We start from the raw sequence: 24,209 nt of genomic DNA on the forward strand, positions 1-24,209 counted from the left end.
AACTTGCCAAATCGTTATGAAAATGATGGAACAGAAGTTAGAGGATACCTTCTTGAAAATGTAAAAATTAAAAGAAGTACTAATCAAAATGTAGAACCATTTAGTGAAGATAAATTAGAGGGAACAATAATTTATCTTGCAAATCCTGTAAGACAGTTTACAGATTTTACAAATAAAGCTACTAATCTTGATGAGATTGCCGGTCTTTATATGAGTGAAGAATTCTTAGCAGAATCAGAACTAAATGAAGGGGATAGTGTGAGAGTGAAGAGTAGTAATGGAGAAATTGTTGTTAATATAGTGAGTGATAATAAAATTGCTGGCAATATAGCAGTTCTACCAACATTTGATTCTAAAATAAATTCAGAGGCTCTGTTTAGCGGTTACCGCTTTGCTACAGCTTCGATTGAAAAGGTGTAATATATGGAAACAGCATATTTAATTGAAACGGTTATAAAAATCGTTGTAGTTTTACTTGTATTTTCTGCACTTGCGGGGATAGGAACTTACTTTGAACGTAAAATTCTTGCATTTATGCAGCGTCGTCTTGGACCAATGTATGTCGGTCCTTATGGATTATTACAAGTTGCGGCAGATGGTGTAAAACTATTTACAAAAGAGGATATTATCCCAACTAACGTAGTAGCTCCTATCTTTAAGATAGCACCGGTTATCACTGCTGCTACAGCATTTATGGCTGCTGCTGCGATTCCATTTTTACCATCGTTCACGATTTTTGGATATGAAGTTCATCCAATAGTTGCGGACATTAATATTGGTATATTATATATTCTTGGAATCATGGGTGTTGGTCTTTATGGTCCTTTACTTGGTGGTATGGCTTCAGCTAATAAGTTCGCTTTACTATCTTCTGCTCGTGCTGCTGCTGTATTTATCTCTTATGAGGTTGTTACAGGATTATCTATCTTAGCTCCGATTATGATGGTTGGCTCATTATCACTTATTGATTTTAATGAGTATCAAGCAGGTGGAATTACAGATTGGATTGTATGGACTCAACCAGTTGCATTTGTTCTATTTTGGATAGCTGCTTTTGCTGAGACAGGTCGTACTCCATTCCATTTAATTGCTAATGATCATGAGATTATTGATGGTTTTGGTACTGAGTATTCTGGTATGAGATGGGGACTTTTCTTCATTGGTGAGTATGCAAATATGTTCTTTATATCATTTGTAATACCTTTATTATTCTTAGGTGGTTACGGTGATGGAAGTCTTCTTGGTGCACTAGGATTACTTGGAAAAATGGCATTTTTCTTCTTCTTTTTCTTATGGACAAGAGCTGCTTGGCCAGATGTTAGACCGGATCAACTGATGTGGTTATGTTGGAAAGTATTAATGCCAATCGCAGTTTTAAACATCTTAATTACTGCAATAGTATTGATGTAAGGGGGTAATGATGAAAAATGAACAATTTAATAACAGAGATTTTTCTAATGAATACTTTTTAGTAGGCATTGAAGATTATCCGACTGACCCATGGGGTAAGTTTAAGAGAGCAGTTAAGAGAACATTCAGAGGCGAGCTATTTGTTGGTCTTTGGGTTGTTATGCGTGAAATGATTAGATTTGATATTCACACTGTACAGTACCCAGAAGAGAAGATGCCAATAGGTCCAAGATATCGTGCAGTGCATGAGATGAAAAGACTATGGGAATCAGATGCTGAAAGATGTATCGGTTGTGGACTTTGTGAGAAGATCTGTATTTCTAACTGTATAAGAATGGAAACAAAAATTGATGAAAATTCTCGTAAAGAAGTTAGTGAATATACAATTAACCTTGGTCGTTGTATTTTTTGTGGCTATTGTGCTGAAGTTTGTCCTGAGTTAGCGATTACTCATGGTGGCGAGTATGAAAACGCATCTGATCAAAGAGAGCATTTTGTTGACTATGCAGCAATGTTAACACCACTGGATAAAATGAAGGCCGGAACTCAAGTTGAGTTTGAAGGTTTTGGTGCTATCACACCACATGAAGATGAGCGTGTTAAAAAAACACCTCTCTCATATTAAGGAGTTTGGGTATGTTTGAAGCGATTGCTTTTTATTTGTTTGCTTTTCTGACTATAGCGATGTTTTACATTACTGTAACAACATCACAGGCGTTATATGCTCTTACAGCATTAGCAGCAGGGATGATTTTTATATCAGCATTTTTCTTTATTCTGGGTGCTGACTTTTTAGGTGCGGTACAGATCGTAGTTTACTCTGGTGCTGTAATGGCCCTTTATGCATTTGGTATGATGTTTTTTGATACAACTAGAGAAGTTAAAGAGAAAAATGGAAATAAGTATCTTGTTACTGGTTTAGCTACTATCTCTGCAATTTTAGTTGTTTTAATTTTTGCCGCTCCAATTGTTGGAGACAATATTACAGCTCTTTATCCTGTGACTGAAGGTGCTGGAAATACTCAAGAAATAGGTATAGTCCTTTTCACCAAGTACTTAGTTCCTTTTGAACTTGCAGCAGTTATGTTACTTGTAGCTATGGTTTCAGGTATTGTTTTAGCTGGTAAGAAAATGGATCTATCTCTTACTCTTATGAGTGATGCTGAGATTACAGATATGAAAAAAGAAATAAATAAAAAGGTACTTTCATGATGGAAATAGGACTTAACCACTATCTTGTACTTTCTACAATTTTATTCGCTATTGGTTTAATAGGTGTAATGAGAAGAAAGAACCTTCTAATGCTGTTTTTCGCAACTGAGATATTACTAAACTCTGTAAATATTGCTTTTGCTGCGATTTCACATTATTACGGTGACCTTACTGGTCAGATGTTTGCATTCTTTGTAATTGCAATCGCTGCTTCAGAAGTTGCTGTAGGACTTGGTTTATTAGTTGTTTGGCATAAACGCCACAATAATATTGACCTAGATTCAATGTCAACGATGAGAGGATAGAAATATGGAAATATTACTATATACAGCACTATTTTCACCACTAGTAGGCTCTATGTTTGCTGCACTGTTTGGTGCATCTCCAAAGACACTTGTTACTGGTGTAGTTACAAGTGCTCTGCTTGGTTTATCACTTATAGCTAGTACAATACTTTTAGTTTTTGTACTTACAAGTGGGCAACATGTACAAGTAGAAATGATGACATGGATGGCTACTGGTGATCTTTATATCCCTTTTGGTTTTATAGTTGATCAGGTAAGTGTAACTATGATGATGGTTGTTACATTAGTTTCGACTGTCGTACACGTTTACGCTATAGGTTATATGGATCACGATAAAGGGTTTAACCGTTTCTTTGCTTGGTTATCAGCATTCGTTTTTTCAATGATGGTTCTTGTAATGAGTGATAACTTTGCTGGTCTTTTTATTGGTTGGGAAGGTGTTGGTCTATGTTCATGGGGACTAATCGGTTTCTGGTACCACAAAGAGAGTGCTACTTGGGCAGCTAATGAAGCGTTCATTATGAACCGTATTGCTGACCTTGGTATGCTTATCGGTATCTTTCTTGTTTATTGGAACACTGGTACACTTCAGTACCACGAAGCTTTTGCAGCAATGCCAGGTTTAGATACTGATGTACTTACTTGGATGGGTATCTTCTTATTTATTGGTGCAATGGGTAAATCAGCTCAGTTTCCACTTCATACTTGGCTTGCAGATGCGATGGAAGGTCCTACTCCAGTATCGGCACTTATTCACGCAGCAACAATGGTAACAGCTGGTGTATACTTGGTTGTACGTTCAAACGAGTTATACAGTCTTATTCCAAATGTTGGTCTTTTTATCGCTAGCCTTGGAGCATTTGTTGCAATCTTTGCAGCGACAATGGCCCTTGTTAATCGTGATATAAAAAGAGTTATCGCTTACTCTACTCTATCTCAGTTAGGTTATATGTTCGCAGCAGCTGGTCTTGGTGCTTACTGGGTTGCACTTTTCCACCTTATGGCTCACGCATTCTTTAAAGCACTACTATTTCTTGGTGGTGGTAATGTTATGCATGCAATGCATGATGAGCTTGATCCGTTTAAGATGGGTGGTCTTGGTAAGACTATGAAGGGTACAATGGTTCTTATGACTCTTGCTTCTGTTGCACTTGCAGGTATTTTTCCTCTTGCAGGTTTCTTCTCAAAAGATTTAATCTTAGAGGTTGCATTTGTAGATCATCACTTTATCATTTACACAGTTTTACTACTTACTGCCGGTTTAACAGCATTTTATTCATTTAGAATTATTGCTCTAATCTTCCATGGTGAAGATCGTCACACAGCTTTAGGTTTTCATCCACATGAAGCTTATAAGTTTATGCTTGTTGCAATGACTCCACTGTTAATCTTAGCAATAATCGCAGGTTCATTCAAAGGAACTTATTTTGATTATGTAACAATGATTCTTCCAGGAACAGAGTATCACGTACATTCAGCAGCAACATACTGGATTATGACAATAGGTACTCAACTATTTGTTATTCTTTCTATTGCGTTTGCATATAAAAAATACATGAGCAAAGATATCAAAGTCCCAGACGGAACAAGTAAAATGGAAAATAGCTTTAAATATAAGTTACTAATTAACCAGTACTATATTCCATATTTTTATGAAGAATATCTTACGAAGCCATATAGAGAACTATCTACAGTTTTATGGAAACAGGTTGACCAGAAAGTTGTAGATGCAACTGTAGATGGAATAGCAAATATATTCTATGCAACAGGTGAAAGTACAAGAACAATGCAGAGTGGTAACTTATCTACAATGCTTAAGTGGATGGTAGCAGGTGCTGTTGCCTTGTTATCACTAGCTGTTGTTTTTGGACTAGCAGTTAGACATTCTGATGAAATTAAAGCAATTTTATCAGGTTTAGGAGTTTAATAGATGTTAGATAATATTTTATCGATTTTAATTTTCTTTCCAGCTGTAGCAGGTATATTTGGCTTCGCAGTTCAAAAAGACAGTATCCGTGCTTATGGTGTTTCTGTAGCATTCATTGAGTTTGCTTTATCTTTAATGTTATGGTTCTCATTTGATTCAAATGTATCTGGGATGCAGTTTATAGAAACACTTCCACTGATTCCGTCATTTGGAATTAACTATATTTTAGGTGTAGATGGTATTTCACTATTTATTATTATACTAGCAGCATTCTTTACATTAATCGGTATAGCTTCACTTACTGATACTAAAGATGTAAAAAATATGATTATCACACTTCTGTTTTTACAGATGACTATGGTAGGTGTATTTGTTGCTTTAGATGCTATCGTGTTTTATGTGTTTTGGGAGTTATCTCTTGTACCGATGTTATATATCATTGGTGCGTGGGGCGGACCACTTAGAATTTACGCTTCAGTAAAATTCTTCCTATATACATTTACAGGTTCTCTAGTAATGCTAGTTGGTATGCTTTTTATGGCATATTTCTACTACCAAGCAACTGGTACTTGGAGTTTCGCAATCTTAGATTGGTATCGTCTGATTTTACCTGAGACTTTCCAATTATGGTTATTCGTAGCATTTTTCTTTGGTTTTGCAATCAAAGTACCAATGTTTCCATTCCATACATGGTTACCATATGCTCACGGTCAAGCACCGACTATCGGTTCTGTAATACTAGCGGCGATTTTACTTAAAATGGGTACGTATGCGTTTATCCGTTTTTCACTGCCAATGTTCCCGGATGCTGCAGTGTTTTTCATGTTCCCAATAGCAGTTCTTGCTATTATCATGATTGTTTACACAGCAATGGTTGCATACGCACAAGAAGATGTAAAACAAGTTGTTGCTTACTCTTCAGTATCACACATGGGTGTTATCATTCTTGGTACATTCGCTCTTAACGTTGAAGGTATCACAGGTTCAATCTTTTTAATGATTGCTCACGGAGTTGTATCTGGGGCACTGTTCTTACTTGTAGGTGTTATCTATGACAGAAGACATACTAAGATGATGAGTGAGTTTGGAGGTCTAGCATCTGTTATGCCAAGATTTGCAACTATCTTTGGAATAATGATGATGGCTTCAGTTGGTCTTCCACTTACAATCAACTTTGTTGGTGAGTTTTTAAGTCTTCTTGGATTCTATCAGCAATCACACATCTTAACTCTTCTAGCAGGTCTTGCTATTATTGTTGGTGCTATTTATATGTTAGCAGCTTATAAAAAGATGTTTTTTGGTGAAGTTACAAATGAGAAAAATAGAAATCTTCCAGATGTAAACAAAAGAGAACTTATCGCATTGGTTCCTTTAGTGATTATTACAGTTTGGTTAGGTATTTATCCTAAACCATTATTAGGACCGATTAACAACTCAGTAGAGTCAGTTGTTCAACTAATGCACGATAAATCTATAACTGATGAAGCTAAATCTAGAATTCCTAACCTTATAGACGGTGTTAAGATTACTAGAACTTCAGCGCAGGAGGCACACTAATGTTAGAGCCAGTAAATGTTTCATTGGAGTCATTAAATTTAATGACTCTTGCACCAATGTTGATTCCTATCATCGGTGCGTTATTAATCTTAGTTATTGATATTATCAAAGGTGGCTTAGATAAAACTCTGTATGTAATGATAAGTATTCTTTTCTTACTACTAGACTTAGGTGCTATTGCAGAGACTGCAGGTCAGTTTACTGCAGGTGGCACTATTATGGGTGTGTTTGATGTAATGTTAATAGATGGTTTAGCGATACTTTCACAATTAATTATTGTTGGAGCATCTTTACTATTTATTCCATTAGCATTAACTCATAAAAGATTCCATGAATTCTCTTATCCAGAGTTTTTCGCACTATTCTTATTTATGCTTGGTGGTTTCCAGTTTATGGTTGCAACAGACAACCTGATCTTAATCTTTGTTGGATTAGAAACAGCATCTTTAGCACTATACACAATGATTGCAATGCATAACCGCGATAAATCATTTGAAGCAGCAGTAAAGTACTTTACAATGGGTGCATTAGCAGCTGGTTTCTTTAGTTTCGGTGCAATGGTATTTTATGCACTGACTGGTTCTGTAGAGATTAATCAAATCGCTGCAGTATTAGGAGGAAATGGTTTTGCTGATATGGGCTTTGTTCTTGTAGGTGTTGTATTTGTTTTAGCTGCACTTGGGTTTAAACTTTCACTAGTGCCGTTTCATACTTGGGCGCCTGATGTTTATGAAGGTTCTTCTGCATCACTAGCTGGATTTATGTCTATTGTCCCTAAAATAGCAGTATTTATTGTTGCTATGAGAATGTTTGAATTTTTAATTCACAGTGGCGTAGTTTGGTTAGAGATAGTTCTTTATATAGTTGTTGTTGTAACAATGACAATGGCTAATATTTGGGCACTTGTTCAAACAGATGTAAAGAGAATGCTAGCTTATAGTTCGATTTCACACGCTGGTTTTGTAATGGCTGCTATTTTAATAGGTACCACTCAATCAAACAGTGCACTTTTTCTCTACTGGATTGTATTTAGCTTTACTAACTTAGGTGCATTTAGTATGCTTTGGATTTCTCGTCAGAAGCATCTTCCAGACCACCAAAGTTCAGACCATAGTTATAATAAATTTTCTGGAATGATTCAAACAGCACCTGTTGCTGCAACAATCATGGGACTTTTCATGCTAAGTTTAGCTGGTCTTCCTCCATTTGCACTGTTTTGGGGTAAACTATATATGATATCTTCTGCTGTAACAGGTGGATATACAGTATTAGCTCTTATTATGGCACTTAACTCTGCAATAGCAGGTTACTACTACTTAAAACTTATAGTTTATATGTTTATGAGAGAGCCTGTAATCAATAAAGACGGCCATGTATTTGTAGCAAATGCAACAACTCCACTGAGAACTATCATTGGTTTTGCTGCTGTGGGAACTATTTTTGCTTTTCTAGCTATAAACCCTGTACTAGAGTTTATTACTGCTTTAGTATTTAAAAGTGGATATTAATAACACCTTATAAATTTAGGGAGAAAAAGGAAGAGAACTTGTTTAAATGGATGCTCTCGTTCCTGCTTCTCACTAGTGTTTCTACTACATCTCTTTTAGCACTTGATATTTCACTTCAAGGGGCTAAAGAGAACTTCGAAAATTACTCAACACTTCATATAAAAGATAAAGATAAATTTTTATGCCAAGAGATGAGCAATGACTTTGATGTTATAACACAGATTATCTGTGCATTTTCAAAATCTCCATCTAAAAAACTTAAAACACTACAAAACGATTTTTTTAAAATAGAGACTCAAATAAAGAATAAAACATTTTTTATTATAATAACTCCATATAAAAACATGAAACTATATCCTGTTGTATTTAATCTAAGTGCAGATGACAGCGTATATGAAGCTAATGCAAAGCTTGCACTACACTGGATGATAGTAGGATACAACAAAGAATTACCATACATTAAAAAGCATGAAGTATCAGATGTAGCAATAAACTTTCCATTTATGCTTGATAAAGATAAGCTGCCGTATGTTGGGAGCTTGGATATGCAGGGTAACCCTGTTTACATTCAGGAAGTAAATGACGTAAGTGACTATTTAAAGATAAAACGTTATTACGATGAGAAAAACTACGAGAAATGTTTAGAACTTATTGACGAGGTAATGCTAGAGTACCCATCATCACTCTTTAACGCAGAATTACTCTACTATAAAATAAGAGTGAACTCTAAACTTGAAGAAAAAAACGATGAAGTAATTGAACTATCAAAAGTATACCTCAGAGAGTATTCAGCAGATGACAATGTGGCCGAAGTTTTATCACTGATAGCTAGAGCATACTCTCTTTCAGGGATCAGCGGGCAGGCAGATTACTTTTTTGACAGATTATTTAGTGAACATGAAGATTCCCCATACGCTAAGTGGGGTTATATATACAAGGGTGAGATGCTAGAAGAATCAGGTCTCGCATCTAAGGCATTGGACTACTATTTAAAAGCTCTTAATGAAACTGCCGACATAGATATTGCAGCTACTGCAGCATATAGATTGGCATTTTACAAGATAAATACAGCAAATAAAGCAGAAGCTAGTATGTATGCTATGAAGATAATTAAGGCAAAACCAAGCTTTTTTGCTTCTAAATATAAAAAATCATTAGAGCTGATAGAAACTTTTGTAGATGAGGGTGAATATGAAACTGCTGCAGCTATTGCTCAAGCAATTGTAAATGAAACTGATGAAGAATATGAAGAGTATGAATCATTAGTTAAAAATATAGGTATATGGCTTGCAAAAACACCAAAAAAACAAGAAGCTTTAGCATCTTTAAATGAGTATTTGAAAAAATTTCCTGATGGACTTTATGATGCAGAGGTACAAGTTGCAAAAGACTCACTCTTCTTTTATGTGAGTGATTCAAATGTATCTACAAAAATAGTTGACTATAATAAGCTTATAGATACTTATGCCGAAGATAGTATAGGTAAAAGAGCAATATATGAAAAAGCAAAACTTATGTGTGATAATGGCATGTACAATGATGTTTTAGAATTTAAGGATTCACTTCTTGCTCTTGATGCCACCACCTACCCTGATACGCAAACTATAGTTAATGATGCTGCATTAGGGGCAATGGAACTTGCGCTAAAAAATAAAGAGTGTAATAGTGTTTTAAAAATATCTAGTGAGTACTCTATTAAACTATCTGACAAGTGGGATGATGGTGTTTATGCATGTGCGATGAAAGGTGCAGACTTTTCACTTGCAAAAGAAACAGCAAGTAAAAACCTTAAGTCAGATAATATAGATATGAGAAAAAAATGGCTATATCGTTATATAAAAGTTGATTTTGCGACTGGAAATTATAGTGATGTTGTTAAAGCTTCTGAGGAGCTTATTTCTCTGATAGCTGATGATAAGGGTTTTGAGTATAAAGATGTTTATCGAGTTCTTTTTGATACTTATAGCAGATTGGAAAATGCAGATAAGATGATTGAAGCTATTGCAAACGTTCAAAAGGTATATGAAAACAGCTATAAAGACATAGAGAGATATGTTGCTGTTATGGCTATTGGAAGTGATAGAAATGATGATAATCTTGTACTTCAATATGGACAGGAAATTATGAATATACAAAAATCTTCATCTTCTAATGCACAAAGTCCATTTGTAGAGTTCTCTGTGTACCAGGCATACATCAATAAAGAGGATTTTAATAAAGCACTGGAAGTTATAAAATCACTAGATAGTGTTGAACTTTCTAAAGCTAACAGATCTAGACAGAAATATCTTTTAGGATCAATTTATGAGAAACTTTGGAGAGGTGAAGAGTCTCAAGCTGCGTATAACGAGTCGATAGAAGCAGATCCAAGCTCGGCATGGGCAAAATTAGCAGAGGGTGCAAAAGAAGACTAGTCTAAAGTTTTAAAAAATTCATTGAATTTAGAGACTAGCTTCTTGTCATCGGTAATATATAAAACTTCATAGTTATTGTTAAAGCTTTTTTTAGTCCAATTTGGACTTCCAAAAACTACAATTCTTTTATCAAAAATTGCTATTTTGGTGTGGAGTTTTTTGTCTACTTTTTTGCTCTTAATATCTTTAAAATCTACATCTTTTTTATCATAAAAAACATTTACATTAACTCCTCTTTTTTGTGCTTCATTTAAAAGTTTAGCAAATTTTTTATGTCCAAAATTGTACATTGCAATATCTATATTTTCTTTGGAATTTGTAATTAATTTTTCAATATCTTTTGTAGCTTCTAGTGAATCTTGAGGAAAAAAATAGAGAGTGTTTTGGGCATATATATTAATGCTTAGCAGTAGGATAAAAAATAGTTTCATGTGAGTATTCTTTCTAGATCTTCTAATTTGGCAGAGCTTATATTTTCAAACTGTGTACGGTTGAAAGTTTGCTGTCTCTTTGCTAGTTGTGCTGTATGAGTTGAGATGAGCTCACACATCTGTTCCTGTGTAGTCTTTCCATCTAGATACTCTAAAACTTCAACTATCCCTATAGAACCCATTGAATGAGGAAGTCTTGTATATTTTTGTTCTAAGTAGCATATTTCATCGATTAAACCCATATTTAGCATCTTGTGAGTTCTTTTTGAGATTCTGTCTCTAAGTACATCTCTATCAACATCGATATTATATATATCAAGATTTTCAATGATTGGTTTTGGAGGATTTTGTTTGAACCATTTAGTTGGAGTAAGTGATGAAGCTCTGTAAATTAGCAGCGCTTTTTCTATCCTGTAAGCATCGTTTTGGCTTATATTTTGCATATACTCAGGGTCTGCATCAGACAATAACTTATAGCACTCTTGAAGGTTTTGTAGCTCTTTTTTTACTTTTAAAGTTACATTGGCATCTATATTTGGTATAGATGATAGTCCACTTAGAAGTGACTTTAGATAAAAAGAAGTTCCGCCTACAATGATTAGATTTTTACCATCTTTTTCACACAGTTTTTTTATATCTCTGTATAAATCAATAAAAATATCTACACTAAAATAATCATCTGGATTTAGTACATCAATGCCAAAATGTTTGACTTGATTTAGCTCTTCTTTTGAAGGTTTTGCAGAGACGATATCAATCTCTTTATAGATGCTTAGAGAGTCTATTGAAAGTATATATGCATCTGTTTTTAGAGCAGTTTTTATAGCTAAATCACTCTTCCCAGATGCTGTCGGTCCTATTATAGCAAGTTGCTTTATAGCTTTATTCATAGCAAAATTATATCATTTTAAATCAACTTTAGATAAAATAAGACCAATTATAAAATAAGGTGTAAAGTTGCAAAGATATATCAGTAAAATAAAAGACTTTAACGAGCTTGTAATGTTCGAACACTCTATCTTTTCACTTCCTTTTATATTCATAGCTATGATTGTTGCAGCAGATGGATGGTTTGGCTTTTGGTTATTGATAATGGGTGCTCTAGCGGCTGTGAGTGCAAGAAATTTTGCAATGGGTCTTAACCGATATGCGGACAGAGATATAGATGCAGCGAACCCAAGAACCGAGTCTCGTCCAAATGTAGATGGTAGATTAGACGCTACAAGTATTATGATTTTTGTGCTTGTAAATGCTTTTGTATTTATAGCTATAGCATACATGATAAATGATTTAGCGCTCTATCTTAGTGTTCCTATTCTTTTTGTTCTTGGATCTTACTCATACTTTAAAAGATTTTCACATCTTGCACATATTGTGCTAGGTGTATCTCTTGGTCTCGCTCCTATTGCCGGAGTTGTTGCAGTTCAGGCGAGCATTCCTGCTTGGTCTGTAATATTAAGTCTTGGAGTAATCTTTTGGGTTGCCGGATTTGATTTGTTATATTCCCTGCAAGATATAGATTTTGACAAAGAGAATAACCTTTACTCTATTCCCTCTCGTTATGGGGCAGATGCTACACTTTTTATATCATCTTTGTTTCATATGTTAAGTGTTATCTTTTGGGCGCTGTTTGTCTGGATAGCAGGACTTGGTATATTCGCTTATGCAGCTGTAATACTAAGTGCTGTGATGCTTGGATATGAACATAAAATAGTTAGAAAAGATTTTACTCAGATTGACCGTGCTTTTTTCACAGTAAATGGTTATCTTGGAGTGGCATTCTTCGTATTTATAATTTTAGATAAGGTGCTCGCGTGAGTACTCGCTTAGTCTCAGCACATATCAGTTTAGTCTACAGCGAAACCGATATTGATAAAGAGGCATATTTGAAAGAGTATTCTCAGTTGAGTGAGAGCGATGATGATCCAATCAGCCAATGGCTTAAACTTGCAAAGGGCAGAGGAGAGACTTCAGATACGGACCCTGTCTTACTAAACTTGGTTGTTGAGCTTCACAGAAAAATAGATGCATTAGAGATGTTTTTAAAAAACGAAGTTCCAAAAAGATTGTCACTTACAAATAAAGCAGAGATAGAGTCTATTGGTTTTGAGCATTTTAAGCTTAGTGAAGATGTTTTGCAAGAAGGCAAGGAATATTACGCGAGAGTAGAGATGCCCGTTCATCCAAAAAGAGATGTTCCAATATTTTTTATGGCGGTTGATAAGTCCTTAGCAAAGATTATAAAAATACATGAACGTGATGAGAAAGAGTGGGGTGTTTATTTGACGGCAAGAGAGAGAGTCCTTATTCGTGAGGCAAAAGCTAAATGATAGACATTAAACTAATAAATATAGAGTACATTGTAGTTGCAATGGCGGCTATGATTTTGTATCTGCTTTATTATGTTTTTACAAAAGACTCAGAGTTTAACAAAAATATTCGTTCCGTAGCATCTGTAGTTGAAGATTTAAATAGAGAGATTTTTTACTTAAAAAAAGAACTAACAGAGACTAAGAAAAGTATCAAAAGTAACAGCAGTCGTATGAGTGATGAAGAGATATATGAAGAGGTAGAGAGAACTACATACGATATGGTTAAGCCTTTATCTCTAGGGGTTAAGAGACTTGAAGAGACTCTAATAACAATAGATGAGCAGATGAATTCAAGAATTGCATCTCTAGAGAGTGGTGTTAAGCAGATATCTATTCCAACATCAGTTCATGGCAATGATGATGAAAAAATTATCTCACTCTTTAAACAAGGAGTTTCGCTGGAGACTATCTCAAAAGAGTTGCATATCTCAAAAGCAGAAGTTGAGTTTGTTCTAAAAATAAATAAAATCAAATAGGATCTTTTGTAATGGCAGATAGAAAACTCTTTACATTAGTAGCTATATTGATTTTAGTAAGTACAGTTCTTACTTATTCACTATCTGCATATACAACTCTGCTTTTTGGAGTAAGTGAGTTTCATTTTGCAATCAGACAAGCTGCATTTGGTTTTATTGGAATAATAATTATGTGGTCTTTAGCACAACTAGACCCTGATGAATGGCTAAATACAATTGGTTTTACACTCTTTATAGGTTCAACTATCCTGATGATCGCAATGCCTTTTTTACCGGAATTTTTAGTATCAGCGGTTGGTGGAGCAAAAAGATGGATAAAAGTATTTGGTTTTTCATTAGCTCCTGTTGAGTTTTTTAAAGTTGGTTTTGTATATTTTCTAGCTTGGAGTTTTTCTAGAAAATTAGGTCATCACGCCGGTATGGGGATTGGTGCAGAGTTTAAACGTTTTATCCCATATGCGCTCGTTTTCGTCGGAGCTATGTTTATGATAGCTTTTATTCAAAATGATTTAGGGCAGGTTGTTGTTCTTGGGATGACACTTCTTTTTATGCTTATGTTTGCAGGTAGCAGTTTTAGATTTTTCCTCTCACTATTATCAATTACGTTGCTATTCTTTATATTTTTTATAATGACAGCAGAACATAGAATTATACGTATAAAATCTTGGTGGGCACTGGCACAAAATAGTGTATTAGAGCTTTTTCCTGCAGCTATAGCAGAGAAATTAAGAGTTCCAACAGAGATTGAACCTTATCAGATAGGTCACTCACTAAATGCTATCAATAATGGTGGAATGTTTGGTACAGGACTAGCAAGTGGAACTTTTAAACTAGGGTTCTTAAGTGAAGTTCACACGGATTTTGTTTTAGCAGGATTAGCTGAAGAGTTTGGTTTTGTAGGTGTATTGCTTGTTGTTGGACTATTTATGTGGATACTCCAAAGAATTTTTAAAATTGCAAATCGCTCAGATGATACAAGTATGTACCTCTTTTCTTTAGGCGTAGGATTACTTCTGGCATTTGCCTTTTTGATTAACGCTTATGGGATAAGTGGGATTACACCTATTAAAGGTATTTCAGTTCCATTTCTTAGTTATGGAGGGTCTGCGATTATAGCAGCATCTATCGCTATTGGAATGGTGCTAATGGCTTCAAAAAAAGCGAAGATGGAGCAAGTATAGGATGGTGTTGAGTTGAAATTATGCATAACTGGCGGTGGAACTGGCGGGCATCTGATGATAGCACAGGCATTAGTAGAAGCCGCAGTAAAAGAAGGGCATGAAGCTATTTTCATTGGTTCAATAAGTGGTCAGGATAGAAAATATTTTGAAGATAGAAGTTCCTTTTCTCATGTTTATTTTTTAGAGACTACCGGTGTTGTGAACCAAAAAAGATTTGGCAAGTTAAAAGCTCTTTGGAGAGTTTTTCGAGCTTTTTTAAAATCAAGAGAAATTTTAAAAAAGCATAAAATTCAAGCTACATACAGTGTAGGTGGATTCTCAGCAGCTCCTGCATCTTTTGCATCTCTAAGTAAAAGAATTCCACTCTTTATACATGAGCAAAATGCTGTTACAGGAAGACTGAATTCTATACTTAAACCTTATGCTAAAAGATTTATCTGTGCCTATGACAAAAATTCTTATATAAAAGGCTATCCAGTAAAAGAAGTTTTTTATAAAAATGCCAGAATTCGTGAAAGTATTAAAACATTGATTTTTCTTGGTGGATCTCACGGTGCAAAAGCTATAAATGATTTGGCTTTAAGTGTAGCTGGAAAATTAAAAGAGAGAGATATAAAGATAGTCCACCAAGCTGGTGAGAGTGATTATGAGAGAGTAAAACAAGAGTACGAAGTTTTAGGTGTTGAAGTTGAACTATATGGTTTTACAAAAGATTTGGAATCTCTTATTCAAAGAGCAGATTTAGCAGTGAGTCGCTCAGGAGCTAGTACACTTTGGGAAGCAACTTCAAATGCTTTACCAGCTTTTTATATACCATATCCACATGCAGCAGGTGACCATCAATACCATAATGCTAGATTTATAGTTGAGAATGAACTTGGATGGTGTGAGAGAGAGAGTGAAGACTTAAGAAGTAAATTGTTACATATATTAGATGAGTCTATAATAGAAAAAAGTAAAAAACTTATGGAGTATTCAAATAGTGATGTTGCACAGAAAATGATAAAAGATGTACAAGAGAGTATTAAATGATAAGAGAGTTAGCGCAAGATTTAGTAGACCTTATTTTTGACTGGGGATATGTTGGTATCTTTTGTCTTATGGCAGTAGAGAGTTCATTTATACCTTTTCCTAGTGAAATAATTCTGATTCCTGCTGGTTATCTAGCTTCGCAGGAGAAGATGAGCATAACTATGATAATGATTAGTGGATTGGGAGGCTCAATGGTAGGAGCATTCATCAACTACTATCTTGCTCTTAGTCTGGGTAGAAAAATACTAAAGAAGTATGGAAAATACTTTTTTATAAAAGAGAATGCTTTAGATAAAATGGATAGTTTTTTTGAGAAGCATGGTCATATTTCTACATTTACAGGAAGGCTTATACCTGGCATACGTCAGCTTATATCTATACCTGCGGGTATTGCTCGTATGAACTTGGTAGTATTTTCAACATATACAGCGCTTGGTGCTGGCATCTGGGCATTGATATTAACAATGTTAGGTTATTTTATTGGAGAAAATCAGGAGTTGATTGACACATATTTAAAACAAATCACAATGAGTGTTTTAGTAATGTTAGTTTTATTGGGTTCTTGGTATATTTATTATCAAAAAAATAGAGGAGTTAAGAGTGAGTAATTTAGATTATATGTTTCATCCAGGTTTTTTCGGTACGCGTGCACCATTTTTTATGGATTTGGTTACTTTAATTGTTGCACTTTTACCTCTGCTAGTAGCGAGTGCTATCTATTTTGCTAAGACAAAAAGATATAAAACTCATGCGTACACACAGATATTTATTTTTGCATTTTCTGTTATAGTACTTGGTTACTTTGAGACTGGTGTTAGAATGATTGGTGGATTTGACTATTTTATGAAAGAGAGCGGGGTGTCACATAACTACGCTTTTATAGTACTTATTTTTCACATAGCTATATCAGTAATCACACTTATAATCTGGGCTACTACAATTTTCATGGCAAAAAAACAGATACAACTTAAAAAGCATAAAAAAGCAGGACTTATGACATTCAGCGGAGTTGTGCTGACTTCACTTACTGGCATCTGGGTTTACTTTTTGATGTTTGTCTATTAAATCTACTATAAAATCAAAGGAATATATATGTTAAAAATTGAGACACAAGCCCCTGCATTTTGCTTACCAAACCAAGATGATATCGAGATATGTTTAAGAGATTTAAGGGGAAAATGGATAGTCCTTTATTTTTACCCAAGAGATAATACTCCAGGTTGTACGACAGAAGCTTGTGAGTTTACAGAGGCAGCACCGGATTTTTCTGAGCTAGATGCTATTATAATTGGGGTAAGCGCAGACACTACTAAAAAACACCGTAGTTTTATAGAGAAGCAAGATTTGGGTATTACACTTTTAAGTGATGAAGACACATCTATGATGCAAGAATATGGAGTTTGGCAGCTAAAGAAAAACTATGGAAAAGAGTATATGGGGATTGTTCGTACTACTTTTATAATTAATCCTGAAGGAGTTGTAAAAGCTCTTTTTGAAAATGTAAAAGTGAAGGATCATGTTGCTAAAGTTCAAGCTGAGTTAGAGAGGTTACAATCTCTCTAAGCCTGAATAACTACTAATATTTATAACGAAGGTAGAAGCGGATATCTTGAGCCGTGTCTACTACGTTAGCACCTTGACCAAATGCTATAGCAGTATTCATATTCATAGAAGCTCCTGAAGTTCCTCCAAAGAAACCGTTACTTCCACTATGAGAATAATCAATATATGTATAGCGGATTTGCATAGACAAGATATCTTCAATTAAATACTCTGTTAAGTAAGCTTCATAAGCATCACCGCGAGCTGCTACTTTAGAACCTATGTTTGTATCTTCACCATAAGTAATACTTCTCCAGTATTCAGAACCGTGATTATATTCTAGTCCCCATCTTCCGTAATCTGTAATAAGTGAAGGAAATTGTGTCCCAATCCAGTAAGAGTAACCAGTTTTTGACTCTCCAGTAGCAGTGGCAACCATATTCGAATCCATTGCACCATAAAGCATACGTTGATCAGAGTTGGGATTTGTAATACTCATCGCACCACTTACAAAGAATGTAGTGTCATCAAGAAAATCACTTATCTCATGTCCTATGCCATTTATAACAAAGTTTGCTGTCATACTGTGTAAACCACCCACCGTGTCAAAACCTTGCGTATAATCAGCAGTGTTTTTTACATCTATTAGATTGTTCGCATAGTAGTACTGTGTAGATACGGAATATTGACCATTATTATATGGAGCGAAGATTAGACCTATTAGATCAATATTAGTGTTATCACTTGTAACACTAGTGTAAGGTGTAGAGTTAAACTTTGGCGCTGCATTACTCATACCGCGACCGGCACAGAGTTTAACGTACATGCCATCTACCCATTTATCAAAACTAAATTTTGAACTAAGGCCATCAAATTCAACATTTATAGTATGACCCATTGGAGATGAGGGTTTATCATCATCACGAAGACTAATAAGGTGACCATTTGTTGATGGGCGACGACCAACACTAAACGTCCATGGAACTGAAGTTCCAATGAACGTGCTATTTCTGTATAGAAAATATGCTGATCGAACTCTCAATGTATCATCGTATGCATTTTCATTTGAGATCCAGTCAAATCCTTCAAATGATGCGTTTGCAGGAGTGCTTGCCCCTGAACGTTGACCAAAAGCTTTGTTATACGCTAGTTGGCCATTAAAACTAAGGTTTTTAGTAGCCAACCAGTCCATGTTTAACCATAAACGGTTTGTCATAAAAGCATCATTATTCGCCTCAGAACCATCAGCCATTTTGTAGTTAAGATTTTCCAGTGTAAATCTATAATCAACACCAAATTTTAAATGGTTGCCAGAAGTAGCTTTGTTTAGTTCAGAGATACTCTCTTGAATCTCAGCTATCTCTTCTTCAACATCCATCTCCTCTTTCTCTTCTTTCTCATCATCAGCTTCAGATTTCTCTTTATCTGCTACTTCATCTTTATCTTCAGAATCTTCTTTTTCATCAGCTTTTTCTGAATCTTCTGTTTCACCTTTTTGAGCTTTGAGTTTAGATATCTCTTTTTTTAGCTTAGCCATCTCGTTTTCCATTGCTTGAAATCTTTCAAACATAGACTCTGCACTTACGTTAGTTGTAGTAAGAAGTGCAGCAGCTGCTAAAGATAATAGGAGTGGTTTGTTCATGCTATTTCCCTTTTTTTATATAAATAGTTGTTACAAATATAACACTTTTTTATAATATATTTGTGATACTATACAGTAGATAAGATAAATTTTTTTTGAAGTTACACATTTAATAGTATAAAAAATTATTATATTGTTACCTGACAAGACAATAAACAACTTTAAGCATAGAATCTTTTAATATTGTCTAAAAAGACGTGTAAAAGCTATTTTTAAAAATATTTTGAGTATAATTCGCGGATTTTTCTTCTACAAAGTACAAGAAAACATTAACAGGTATGTGTCAAAAGTTAGTGCAACCTCTTTTTTAAGAGAAAATTGTTCGACATTGCCAAAGCTAACTAACAAAACTCTGGCTTGAAATAATAGCCTTTAAGGATTACCTATGGTAACTATGAAAGACCTTTTAGAATGTGGTGTACACTTCGGACACCAAACTCGTCGTTGGAACCCGAAAATGAAAAAATATATATTCGGTGTTCGTAAAAATATCTATATTATAGATTTACAAAAAACTCTTCGTTATTTCCGTAATACATATACAATCGTTATGGATGCTGCTGCTGAAGGGCAAACAGTTCTTTTCGTTGGTACTAAAAAACAAGCTCGTAGCTCTGTAAGAGATGCAGCAATCGCTTGTGGTATGCCATACGTAGATAACAGATGGTTAGGTGGTATGCTTACTAACTTCCCAACTATTCAAAAATCTATCCGTAAACTTGACGTAATTACTGAAATGCAAGAAAATGGTCAAATTGATCTTTTAACTAAAAAAGAAGCTTTAATGCTTTCTCGTAAAAAAGAAAAGCTACAAGAATATTTCGGTGGTATCCGTAATATGAAAAAACTTCCAGATATGTTATTTGTTGTAGATGCAGTAAAAGAGCACATCGCTATTTTAGAAGCTAGATGTCTTGGTATTCCAGTTGTAGCTCCACTTGATACTAACTGTGATCCGGATTTAATCACTTATCCAATTCCTGGTAATGATGATGCAATTCGTTCAATTCAACTTTTTTGTCGTGAAATGACTGAAGCTATTAATGAAGGTAAAGCTCTTAGAGATGCACCTGCTGAAGAAGAAGTTGCTGAAGAAGTAGTAGTAGCAGAAACTGTTGAGGCAACTGAAGCATCAGCAGAGGAAGTATAATTATGGCGGAAATTACAGCAACAATGGTAAAAGAGTTGCGTGCAGCAACTGATGCGCCGATGATGGATTGTAAAAAAGTTCTTGTTGAGGCTGATGGAGACATGGCTAAGGCAACTGAGCTTTTAAAAGAACGTGGTATTGCTAAAGCAGCTAAAAAAGCTGACAGAGTTGCTGCTGAAGGTCTTGCAGGTTTCAAAATCGCTGATGACTTTTCTAAAGCTACTGTAGTTGAAATCAATTCTGAAACAGACTTCGTTGCACAAAATGAAAGTTTCCAAAAATTAGTTAAAGCTACAACAGAAGAGATTTACAATAATCAACCTGCTGATGTAGAAGCTTTAATGGCTTCTTCTTTTGGAGAAACTTTTACAGCTGCTGTTGCTAAAATCGGTGAGAAGATAGAAATTCGTCGTTTTTCTACATTAACTGCAGATGCTACAACGGCACTAAATGGTTATATTCACTCAAATAACCGTATAGCTGTTATTGTTATTGCTAAATGTGACAGTGAAAAAACTGCAGAAGGTATGAGAGCTGTACTTAAGCAAGTTGCTATGCATGCATCTGCAATGAAACCAACTACACTTAGCTATAAAGATTTTGATGCTGATTATGTTACTTCTGAGACTGTAGGTAGAATCGAAGTTATTAAAAAAGATAACGAAGAGCTATCTCGTCTTAAAAAACCTCTTAAAAATGTACCTCAGTATATTTCTATGAGTCAATTAACTCCTGAGGTTATGGCTGCTGCTGAGGAAAATATCAAAGCAGAGTTAAAAGCTCAAGGTAAACCAGAACAAATTTGGGACAAAATTGTTCCTGGTCAATTAGCTCGTTTTGTTGATGACAATACGACTCTTGACAAAGAGCAAGCTCTATTAGACCAAACTTATGTTTTAGATGACAAATTAACAGTTGCGCAAGCTGTTGAAGCGCACGCTAAAGCATTAGGTGGTACTGCAACAATTACTGAATTTATTCGCCTAGAAGTAGGTGAAGGAATTGAGAAAGTTGTAGGCGACTTCGCTGCTGAAGTTGCGGCACAAATGGCTTAAGGATTTTTCCTTAGCCAATTTGCATAACAAAACACTTCTCTTCATCTTTCTCATTACACCATTCTTTCAAAAAAACTTATAATAATAACAAAATACATATTCTTCTCATATAACTAATATTAATATTAATACTATTGCATATATTAAAAAAAATTATGCTAGTATAAAAAATAATAATTTATAATCAAATGTCCCTGAAATATAAAGGAGCTAGAAGATGAAAGAATTTGTATACTATTCGCATGAAACCCCTAATTTCCCATTAGATGAAAGCATCTATATTGTCAACAGTTCCTCAAATATAATTGAAGAAAAATTTATTGTCTCAAATTCAAATAGTATTTCTTCAGAAATATTAGCCAACGAAATTGATTTCTACATCAACAATACAGAAGATTCAATAGCAAATAAAATTAAAAACATCCAAAAGCTCTATGAAGTAAATGCGATTCGTTTTGATTTAGCTCAAGATATAACTTATTCACAAGAAGTGTCTAAAGAAGTTTTACTAGTAGCGACTCAAGAGCAAAAAGAAGCATTTCTAAGAGCAATACTTCCTGATGAGTTTAATCTTTTTCATGTATATCCAGATGCTGTTAAGTCTATTATCGGACATATTGGAAACTTAAAAGTTATAGCAAATGACAACTTCAAAGATATAACACTAAATGTTTCTCAAATAGTATGGTTTGACCAAGAAGCAATAGCCATCACTCAGAGTGGTTCGTTTGATCCGCAGGAGAGCTCAATTGATGATGTTCTTGCAACACTGCGTAACAATATAGACAACTATGAATATAAAAAGTTTACAGTATATGATAAGACTATATGTCAATACCACGAAAGACGTGAAGAGATATGTTCTAAGTGTGAAGAGGTATGTCCAACTGTAGCAATCATCAAGATTGATGAAGAGAAACATTTGGAGTTTTCTCAAATCGATTGTCACGGATGCGGTGGCTGTATCTCGGTATGTCCATCAGGGGCACTTGATTATGCACCTTCAAACAGAGAGACAATTTTTGAAATGGCAAGATTTTATAATGGTCATATGCCTCTTATCATTCCTAGAAATATGGATATGAAAACTCTAAATGTATCACTAAAAGAAAATGTTTTACCATTTGCAGTAGAAGGTGAAAAGTTTCTACATGAAGGAACATTTCTAACTATACTACAAGAGTCTGGCTCACAGCTAATCTTCTATTCTGATTTTATCTCTAAAGGCAGCGGAGATGCTATCTCTATTCTTAATCAGATTTATCAAAGTAAATACGGCATAGATGCAATCTTGGTTGCTATGAATGAAGAAGAACTTGTTAAAGTTCTTGAAGAAGTAAGATTTGTTGATGACTCTCGTTATACATTTAATGAACCAGGTTCTAAAAAAAGAGAAATCTTCTCTCTACGTCTAAGAAATATAGTAGGAGAAGATGATCTTGGAGAAGTTACAACAGGTGAACACATTCACTATGCTCAAGTCAAGGTTAATGAGGCGAACTGTACTCTTTGTTTAGCTTGTGTAGGTGCTTGTAATGTAAATGCACTTGTTGCAAACATAGATGACAACTCTTTGAGAATCAATCCTAGCATCTGTACAGCATGTGGCTACTGTGAAGTATCTTGTCCTGAAGCTGATTGTTTAACAATAGAGCAAAATGTAATCAAACTAAATCCTACTTGGTTCAAAGAGTCACTGCTTGCAAAAGACACTCTCTTTGCATGTGTGGAATGCGGTAAAGAGTTTGCCACTACAAAAGCAGTAGAAAAAATCGCCACTCTAATGGCTCCTATTTTTTCCAAAGATCCAATCAAAGAAAGAACTCTCTACTGTTGTGCTGATTGTAAACCAAAAATTATGATGCAATCATATTCAGATAATAAAGCTTTATACAATAATCAAGGACAAACTTTATGAATGAAAAAAATATAAATAAAGCCAGGGCTTTATACTATGGAATGTTTTCAAGATGTTTTGTGTTTACAACTGATACTTCAAGATATTTTGAACTAGTGAATTTTATTGATATCTTAAAAGAAAACCCGTTGGATAAGATGTCCCAAGAAGCCTTGTTAAATATAAGAGAGCTAATAAAATCTGACTCAAATATAGCTTTTATGCGTGAATATGATGAAATATTCCACTCACCGGAGACAACAAATATAAGAAATACTGCTTCTTATTATGATGAACAAGTTGAAAGTGGCAAAAAAAGAGTTCAGATGCAAAACTTCTTAGCTAAAACAAAAATCAGAAGAGATGAAAAAGCTTATTGTGACTATGAGGATAATGTTGGATTTATTTTTACAGTAATGAGTGAACTGTGTGAACTGATTGCAAATGGTGAAGATCAATATAAAAATACAGCACACTGTATTTTTGAGCAAGTTCTAAATGAATTTGTTGATGAGTTTTCTAGAGAACTATATGAACATGAAAGTGCAGTCATCTTTAAAAATATAGTTGTTTTACTGAAGTCTTTTGTTGAGTTTGAAAGAATTTATTTAGAAGTCTCTACTCCAGTTACTAAAGAAAGAATACTCAAAAGAGAGTCTCAAGAAGATGAGATTTCCCAAGAAGAGATTGCTAGAAGAGAGAGAAACAGACTCCTTAGAGAATCAGGCGCAAAAATAGAACAAGAGAGCTGTTCTGTAGATGTAGCTTCTGATGTAGAAGTGGATATCTAGCCACGTTAGATATGAGACTTAAATAAGATAATTTTTTTATTTTACTTAAGTCTCATATATTTGGGGCTAATCACAAGTTAAAGGAGACAACTATGCAAGAAAGTAGAAGAAATTTTCTAAAAAATAGTGCATTGGTTGTTGGTACCGCCGCTGTCGGTGCTACGGCGTTAGCTGCTAATAAAGAAGAAGTTTCTCTTGAAGCCAATTCGCATGGAGTAGTTGTAGGGAGCTCAACAAAAAAAGAGATTCTATATAAAAAAACACAAGCTTGGGAAGATTTCTATAAACAAGCTTTATAGTGAATAAG

At 34.6% G+C, this 24,209-nt stretch carries 25 protein-coding genes; 22 read left to right on the top strand and 3 right to left on the bottom strand.

Annotation, left to right across the window (positions count from 1 at the left end):
- The first annotated feature begins 3 nt into the window (after positions 1-3).
- From SMGD1_RS14905 to SMGD1_RS08475, 9 genes are read left to right on the top strand one after another with little or no spacing between them, the layout of a single operon-like run.
- Positions 4-420 carry a ferredoxin gene (locus SMGD1_RS14905; RefSeq protein ID WP_008336355.1) on the top strand — a complete coding sequence of 139 codons (417 nt, stop codon included), beginning with the start codon at positions 4-6 and terminating at the stop codon, positions 418-420.
- 3 nt (positions 421-423) lie between these two features.
- The gene (gene nuoH, locus SMGD1_RS08440; protein WP_008336922.1) at positions 424-1,410 is read left to right on the top strand and encodes an NADH-quinone oxidoreductase subunit NuoH; all 987 of its coding nucleotides are present in this window, start codon (positions 424-426) and stop codon (positions 1,408-1,410) included.
- 10 nt (positions 1,411-1,420) lie between these two features.
- Positions 1,421-2,035 (top strand): NADH-quinone oxidoreductase subunit NuoI, encoded by a 615-nt coding sequence (gene nuoI / locus SMGD1_RS08445; RefSeq protein ID WP_008336039.1) that lies wholly within the window; start codon positions 1,421-1,423, stop codon positions 2,033-2,035.
- Between the two features lie 11 nt (positions 2,036-2,046).
- Positions 2,047-2,622, top strand: coding sequence for an NADH-quinone oxidoreductase subunit J (locus tag SMGD1_RS08450; protein ID WP_008336046.1), 576 nt, complete (start codon positions 2,047-2,049; stop codon positions 2,620-2,622).
- Complete coding sequence (gene nuoK, locus SMGD1_RS08455) at positions 2,619-2,927, top strand: NADH-quinone oxidoreductase subunit NuoK (protein ID WP_008335729.1); 309 nt, start codon at positions 2,619-2,621, stop codon at positions 2,925-2,927. The genes SMGD1_RS08450 and nuoK overlap by 4 nt, the downstream gene beginning before the upstream one ends.
- A 4-nt stretch (positions 2,928-2,931) precedes the next feature.
- Positions 2,932-4,854, top strand: a complete 1,923-nt coding sequence (gene nuoL, locus SMGD1_RS08460) for an NADH-quinone oxidoreductase subunit L (protein ID WP_008335783.1) — start codon at positions 2,932-2,934, stop codon at positions 4,852-4,854.
- Positions 4,855-4,857: 3 nt separating this feature from the next.
- The gene (locus SMGD1_RS08465; protein WP_008335477.1) at positions 4,858-6,411 is read left to right on the top strand and encodes an NADH-quinone oxidoreductase subunit M; all 1,554 of its coding nucleotides are present in this window, start codon (positions 4,858-4,860) and stop codon (positions 6,409-6,411) included.
- Positions 6,411-7,919: an NADH-quinone oxidoreductase subunit NuoN gene (gene nuoN, locus SMGD1_RS08470; protein ID WP_008336654.1), complete on the top strand. Its 1,509-nt coding sequence runs from the start codon at positions 6,411-6,413 to the stop codon at positions 7,917-7,919. The genes SMGD1_RS08465 and nuoN overlap by 1 nt, the downstream gene beginning before the upstream one ends.
- Positions 7,920-7,957: 38 nt before the next feature.
- Positions 7,958-10,333, top strand: a complete 2,376-nt coding sequence (locus SMGD1_RS08475; protein ID WP_008336290.1) for a tetratricopeptide repeat protein — start codon at positions 7,958-7,960, stop codon at positions 10,331-10,333.
- Here the strand turns inward: SMGD1_RS08475 and SMGD1_RS08480 are convergent.
- Entirely contained in the window at positions 10,330-10,764 is a 435-nt protein-coding gene (locus tag SMGD1_RS08480; RefSeq protein WP_008335245.1) for a phospholipase D-like domain-containing protein, read from the bottom strand. The genes SMGD1_RS08475 and SMGD1_RS08480 overlap by 4 nt on opposite strands.
- Positions 10,761-11,654, bottom strand: coding sequence for a tRNA (adenosine(37)-N6)-dimethylallyltransferase MiaA (gene miaA / locus SMGD1_RS08485; protein ID WP_008336166.1), 894 nt, complete (start codon positions 11,652-11,654; stop codon positions 10,761-10,763). Before miaA ends, SMGD1_RS08480 begins: the two co-directional genes overlap by 4 nt.
- A gap of 67 nt (positions 11,655-11,721) precedes the next feature.
- Here miaA and mqnP point away from each other — a divergent pair, with 67 nt between their 5' ends.
- From mqnP to bcp, 8 genes are read left to right on the top strand one after another with little or no spacing between them, the layout of a single operon-like run.
- A complete protein-coding gene (gene mqnP / locus SMGD1_RS08490) occupies positions 11,722-12,582 on the top strand; it encodes a menaquinone biosynthesis prenyltransferase MqnP (RefSeq protein ID WP_008336740.1) in 861 nt (286 codons plus the stop codon).
- Positions 12,579-13,094: a hypothetical protein gene (locus SMGD1_RS08495; protein ID WP_008341138.1), complete on the top strand. Its 516-nt coding sequence runs from the start codon at positions 12,579-12,581 to the stop codon at positions 13,092-13,094. Before mqnP ends, SMGD1_RS08495 begins: the two co-directional genes overlap by 4 nt.
- A complete protein-coding gene (locus SMGD1_RS08500; protein WP_008336261.1) occupies positions 13,091-13,612 on the top strand; it encodes a DUF6115 domain-containing protein in 522 nt (173 codons plus the stop codon). The genes SMGD1_RS08495 and SMGD1_RS08500 overlap by 4 nt, the downstream gene beginning before the upstream one ends.
- Before the next feature lie 11 nt (positions 13,613-13,623).
- Entirely contained in the window at positions 13,624-14,793 is a 1,170-nt protein-coding gene (locus tag SMGD1_RS08505) for an FtsW/RodA/SpoVE family cell cycle protein (protein ID WP_008336598.1), read from the top strand.
- Between the two features lie 12 nt (positions 14,794-14,805).
- The gene (gene murG, locus SMGD1_RS08510; protein WP_008335383.1) at positions 14,806-15,825 is read left to right on the top strand and encodes an undecaprenyldiphospho-muramoylpentapeptide beta-N-acetylglucosaminyltransferase; all 1,020 of its coding nucleotides are present in this window, start codon (positions 14,806-14,808) and stop codon (positions 15,823-15,825) included.
- Positions 15,822-16,433 carry a DedA family protein gene (locus tag SMGD1_RS08515; RefSeq protein ID WP_008336445.1) on the top strand — a complete coding sequence of 204 codons (612 nt, stop codon included), beginning with the start codon at positions 15,822-15,824 and terminating at the stop codon, positions 16,431-16,433. Before murG ends, SMGD1_RS08515 begins: the two co-directional genes overlap by 4 nt.
- Positions 16,426-16,890: a DUF420 domain-containing protein gene (locus SMGD1_RS08520; RefSeq protein WP_008335054.1), complete on the top strand. Its 465-nt coding sequence runs from the start codon at positions 16,426-16,428 to the stop codon at positions 16,888-16,890. Before SMGD1_RS08515 ends, SMGD1_RS08520 begins: the two co-directional genes overlap by 8 nt.
- A 27-nt stretch (positions 16,891-16,917) precedes the next feature.
- Complete coding sequence (gene bcp / locus SMGD1_RS08525) at positions 16,918-17,388, top strand: thioredoxin-dependent thiol peroxidase (RefSeq protein WP_008335511.1); 471 nt, start codon at positions 16,918-16,920, stop codon at positions 17,386-17,388.
- A 13-nt stretch (positions 17,389-17,401) separates the two neighbouring features.
- Here bcp and SMGD1_RS08530 read toward each other — a convergent pair whose 3' ends face one another.
- Positions 17,402-19,009, bottom strand: a complete 1,608-nt coding sequence (locus SMGD1_RS08530) for a DUF3373 family protein (protein WP_008336451.1) — start codon at positions 19,007-19,009, stop codon at positions 17,402-17,404.
- Positions 19,010-19,394: 385 nt separating this feature from the next.
- On the opposite strand from SMGD1_RS08530, the gene rpsB reads away from it, so the two are divergent.
- The 5 genes from rpsB (at position 19,395) to SMGD1_RS08555 (ending at position 24,201) form a co-directional block, all read left to right on the top strand.
- Entirely contained in the window at positions 19,395-20,159 is a 765-nt protein-coding gene (rpsB, locus tag SMGD1_RS08535) for a 30S ribosomal protein S2 (RefSeq protein ID WP_008336948.1), read from the top strand.
- Between the two features lie 2 nt (positions 20,160-20,161).
- The gene (gene tsf / locus SMGD1_RS08540) at positions 20,162-21,214 is read left to right on the top strand and encodes a translation elongation factor Ts (RefSeq protein ID WP_008336213.1); all 1,053 of its coding nucleotides are present in this window, start codon (positions 20,162-20,164) and stop codon (positions 21,212-21,214) included.
- A 217-nt stretch (positions 21,215-21,431) separates the two neighbouring features.
- A complete protein-coding gene (locus SMGD1_RS08545) occupies positions 21,432-23,132 on the top strand; it encodes a 4Fe-4S binding protein (protein ID WP_008335194.1) in 1,701 nt (566 codons plus the stop codon).
- On the top strand, positions 23,129-23,902 hold the full coding sequence (locus tag SMGD1_RS08550; protein WP_008335283.1) for a TorD/DmsD family molecular chaperone: 774 nt from the start codon (positions 23,129-23,131) through the stop codon (positions 23,900-23,902). The genes SMGD1_RS08545 and SMGD1_RS08550 overlap by 4 nt, the downstream gene beginning before the upstream one ends.
- Before the next feature lie 92 nt (positions 23,903-23,994).
- Positions 23,995-24,201: a twin-arginine translocation signal domain-containing protein gene (locus SMGD1_RS08555; protein ID WP_008337000.1), complete on the top strand. Its 207-nt coding sequence runs from the start codon at positions 23,995-23,997 to the stop codon at positions 24,199-24,201.
- The last annotated feature ends 8 nt before the right edge of the window (positions 24,202-24,209 follow it).

The sequence above is a fragment of the Sulfurimonas gotlandica GD1 genome, from assembly GCF_000242915.1.
Classification (GTDB): domain Bacteria; phylum Campylobacterota; class Campylobacteria; order Campylobacterales; family Sulfurimonadaceae; genus Sulfurimonas; species Sulfurimonas gotlandica.

Bases quoted from the DNA above. Each gene is read 5' to 3' on its own strand.
- SMGD1_RS08555 (WP_008337000.1), top strand. From the start codon at position 23,995: ATGCAAGAAAGTAGAAGAAATTTTCTAAAAAATAGTGCATTGGTTGTT.
- nuoK (WP_008335729.1), top strand. From the start codon at position 2,619: ATGATGGAAATAGGACTTAACCACTATCTTGTACTTTCTACAATTTTA.
- nuoN (WP_008336654.1), top strand. From the start codon at position 6,411: ATGTTAGAGCCAGTAAATGTTTCATTGGAGTCATTAAATTTAATGACT.
- nuoI (WP_008336039.1), top strand. From the start codon at position 1,421: ATGAAAAATGAACAATTTAATAACAGAGATTTTTCTAATGAATACTTT.
- SMGD1_RS08450 (WP_008336046.1), top strand. From the start codon at position 2,047: ATGTTTGAAGCGATTGCTTTTTATTTGTTTGCTTTTCTGACTATAGCG.
- nuoL (WP_008335783.1), top strand. From the start codon at position 2,932: ATGGAAATATTACTATATACAGCACTATTTTCACCACTAGTAGGCTCT.
- SMGD1_RS08515 (WP_008336445.1), top strand. From the start codon at position 15,822: ATGATAAGAGAGTTAGCGCAAGATTTAGTAGACCTTATTTTTGACTGG.
- SMGD1_RS08465 (WP_008335477.1), top strand. From the start codon at position 4,858: ATGTTAGATAATATTTTATCGATTTTAATTTTCTTTCCAGCTGTAGCA.
- SMGD1_RS08480 (WP_008335245.1), bottom strand. From the start codon at position 10,764: ATGAAACTATTTTTTATCCTACTGCTAAGCATTAATATATATGCCCAA.
- nuoH (WP_008336922.1), top strand. From the start codon at position 424: ATGGAAACAGCATATTTAATTGAAACGGTTATAAAAATCGTTGTAGTT.
- miaA (WP_008336166.1), bottom strand. From the start codon at position 11,654: ATGAATAAAGCTATAAAGCAACTTGCTATAATAGGACCGACAGCATCT.
- SMGD1_RS08530 (WP_008336451.1), bottom strand. From the start codon at position 19,009: ATGAACAAACCACTCCTATTATCTTTAGCAGCTGCTGCACTTCTTACT.
- SMGD1_RS08545 (WP_008335194.1), top strand. From the start codon at position 21,432: ATGAAAGAATTTGTATACTATTCGCATGAAACCCCTAATTTCCCATTA.
- tsf (WP_008336213.1), top strand. From the start codon at position 20,162: ATGGCGGAAATTACAGCAACAATGGTAAAAGAGTTGCGTGCAGCAACT.
- SMGD1_RS08505 (WP_008336598.1), top strand. From the start codon at position 13,624: ATGGCAGATAGAAAACTCTTTACATTAGTAGCTATATTGATTTTAGTA.
- rpsB (WP_008336948.1), top strand. From the start codon at position 19,395: ATGGTAACTATGAAAGACCTTTTAGAATGTGGTGTACACTTCGGACAC.
- bcp (WP_008335511.1), top strand. From the start codon at position 16,918: ATGTTAAAAATTGAGACACAAGCCCCTGCATTTTGCTTACCAAACCAA.
- SMGD1_RS08550 (WP_008335283.1), top strand. From the start codon at position 23,129: ATGAATGAAAAAAATATAAATAAAGCCAGGGCTTTATACTATGGAATG.
- SMGD1_RS08500 (WP_008336261.1), top strand. From the start codon at position 13,091: ATGATAGACATTAAACTAATAAATATAGAGTACATTGTAGTTGCAATG.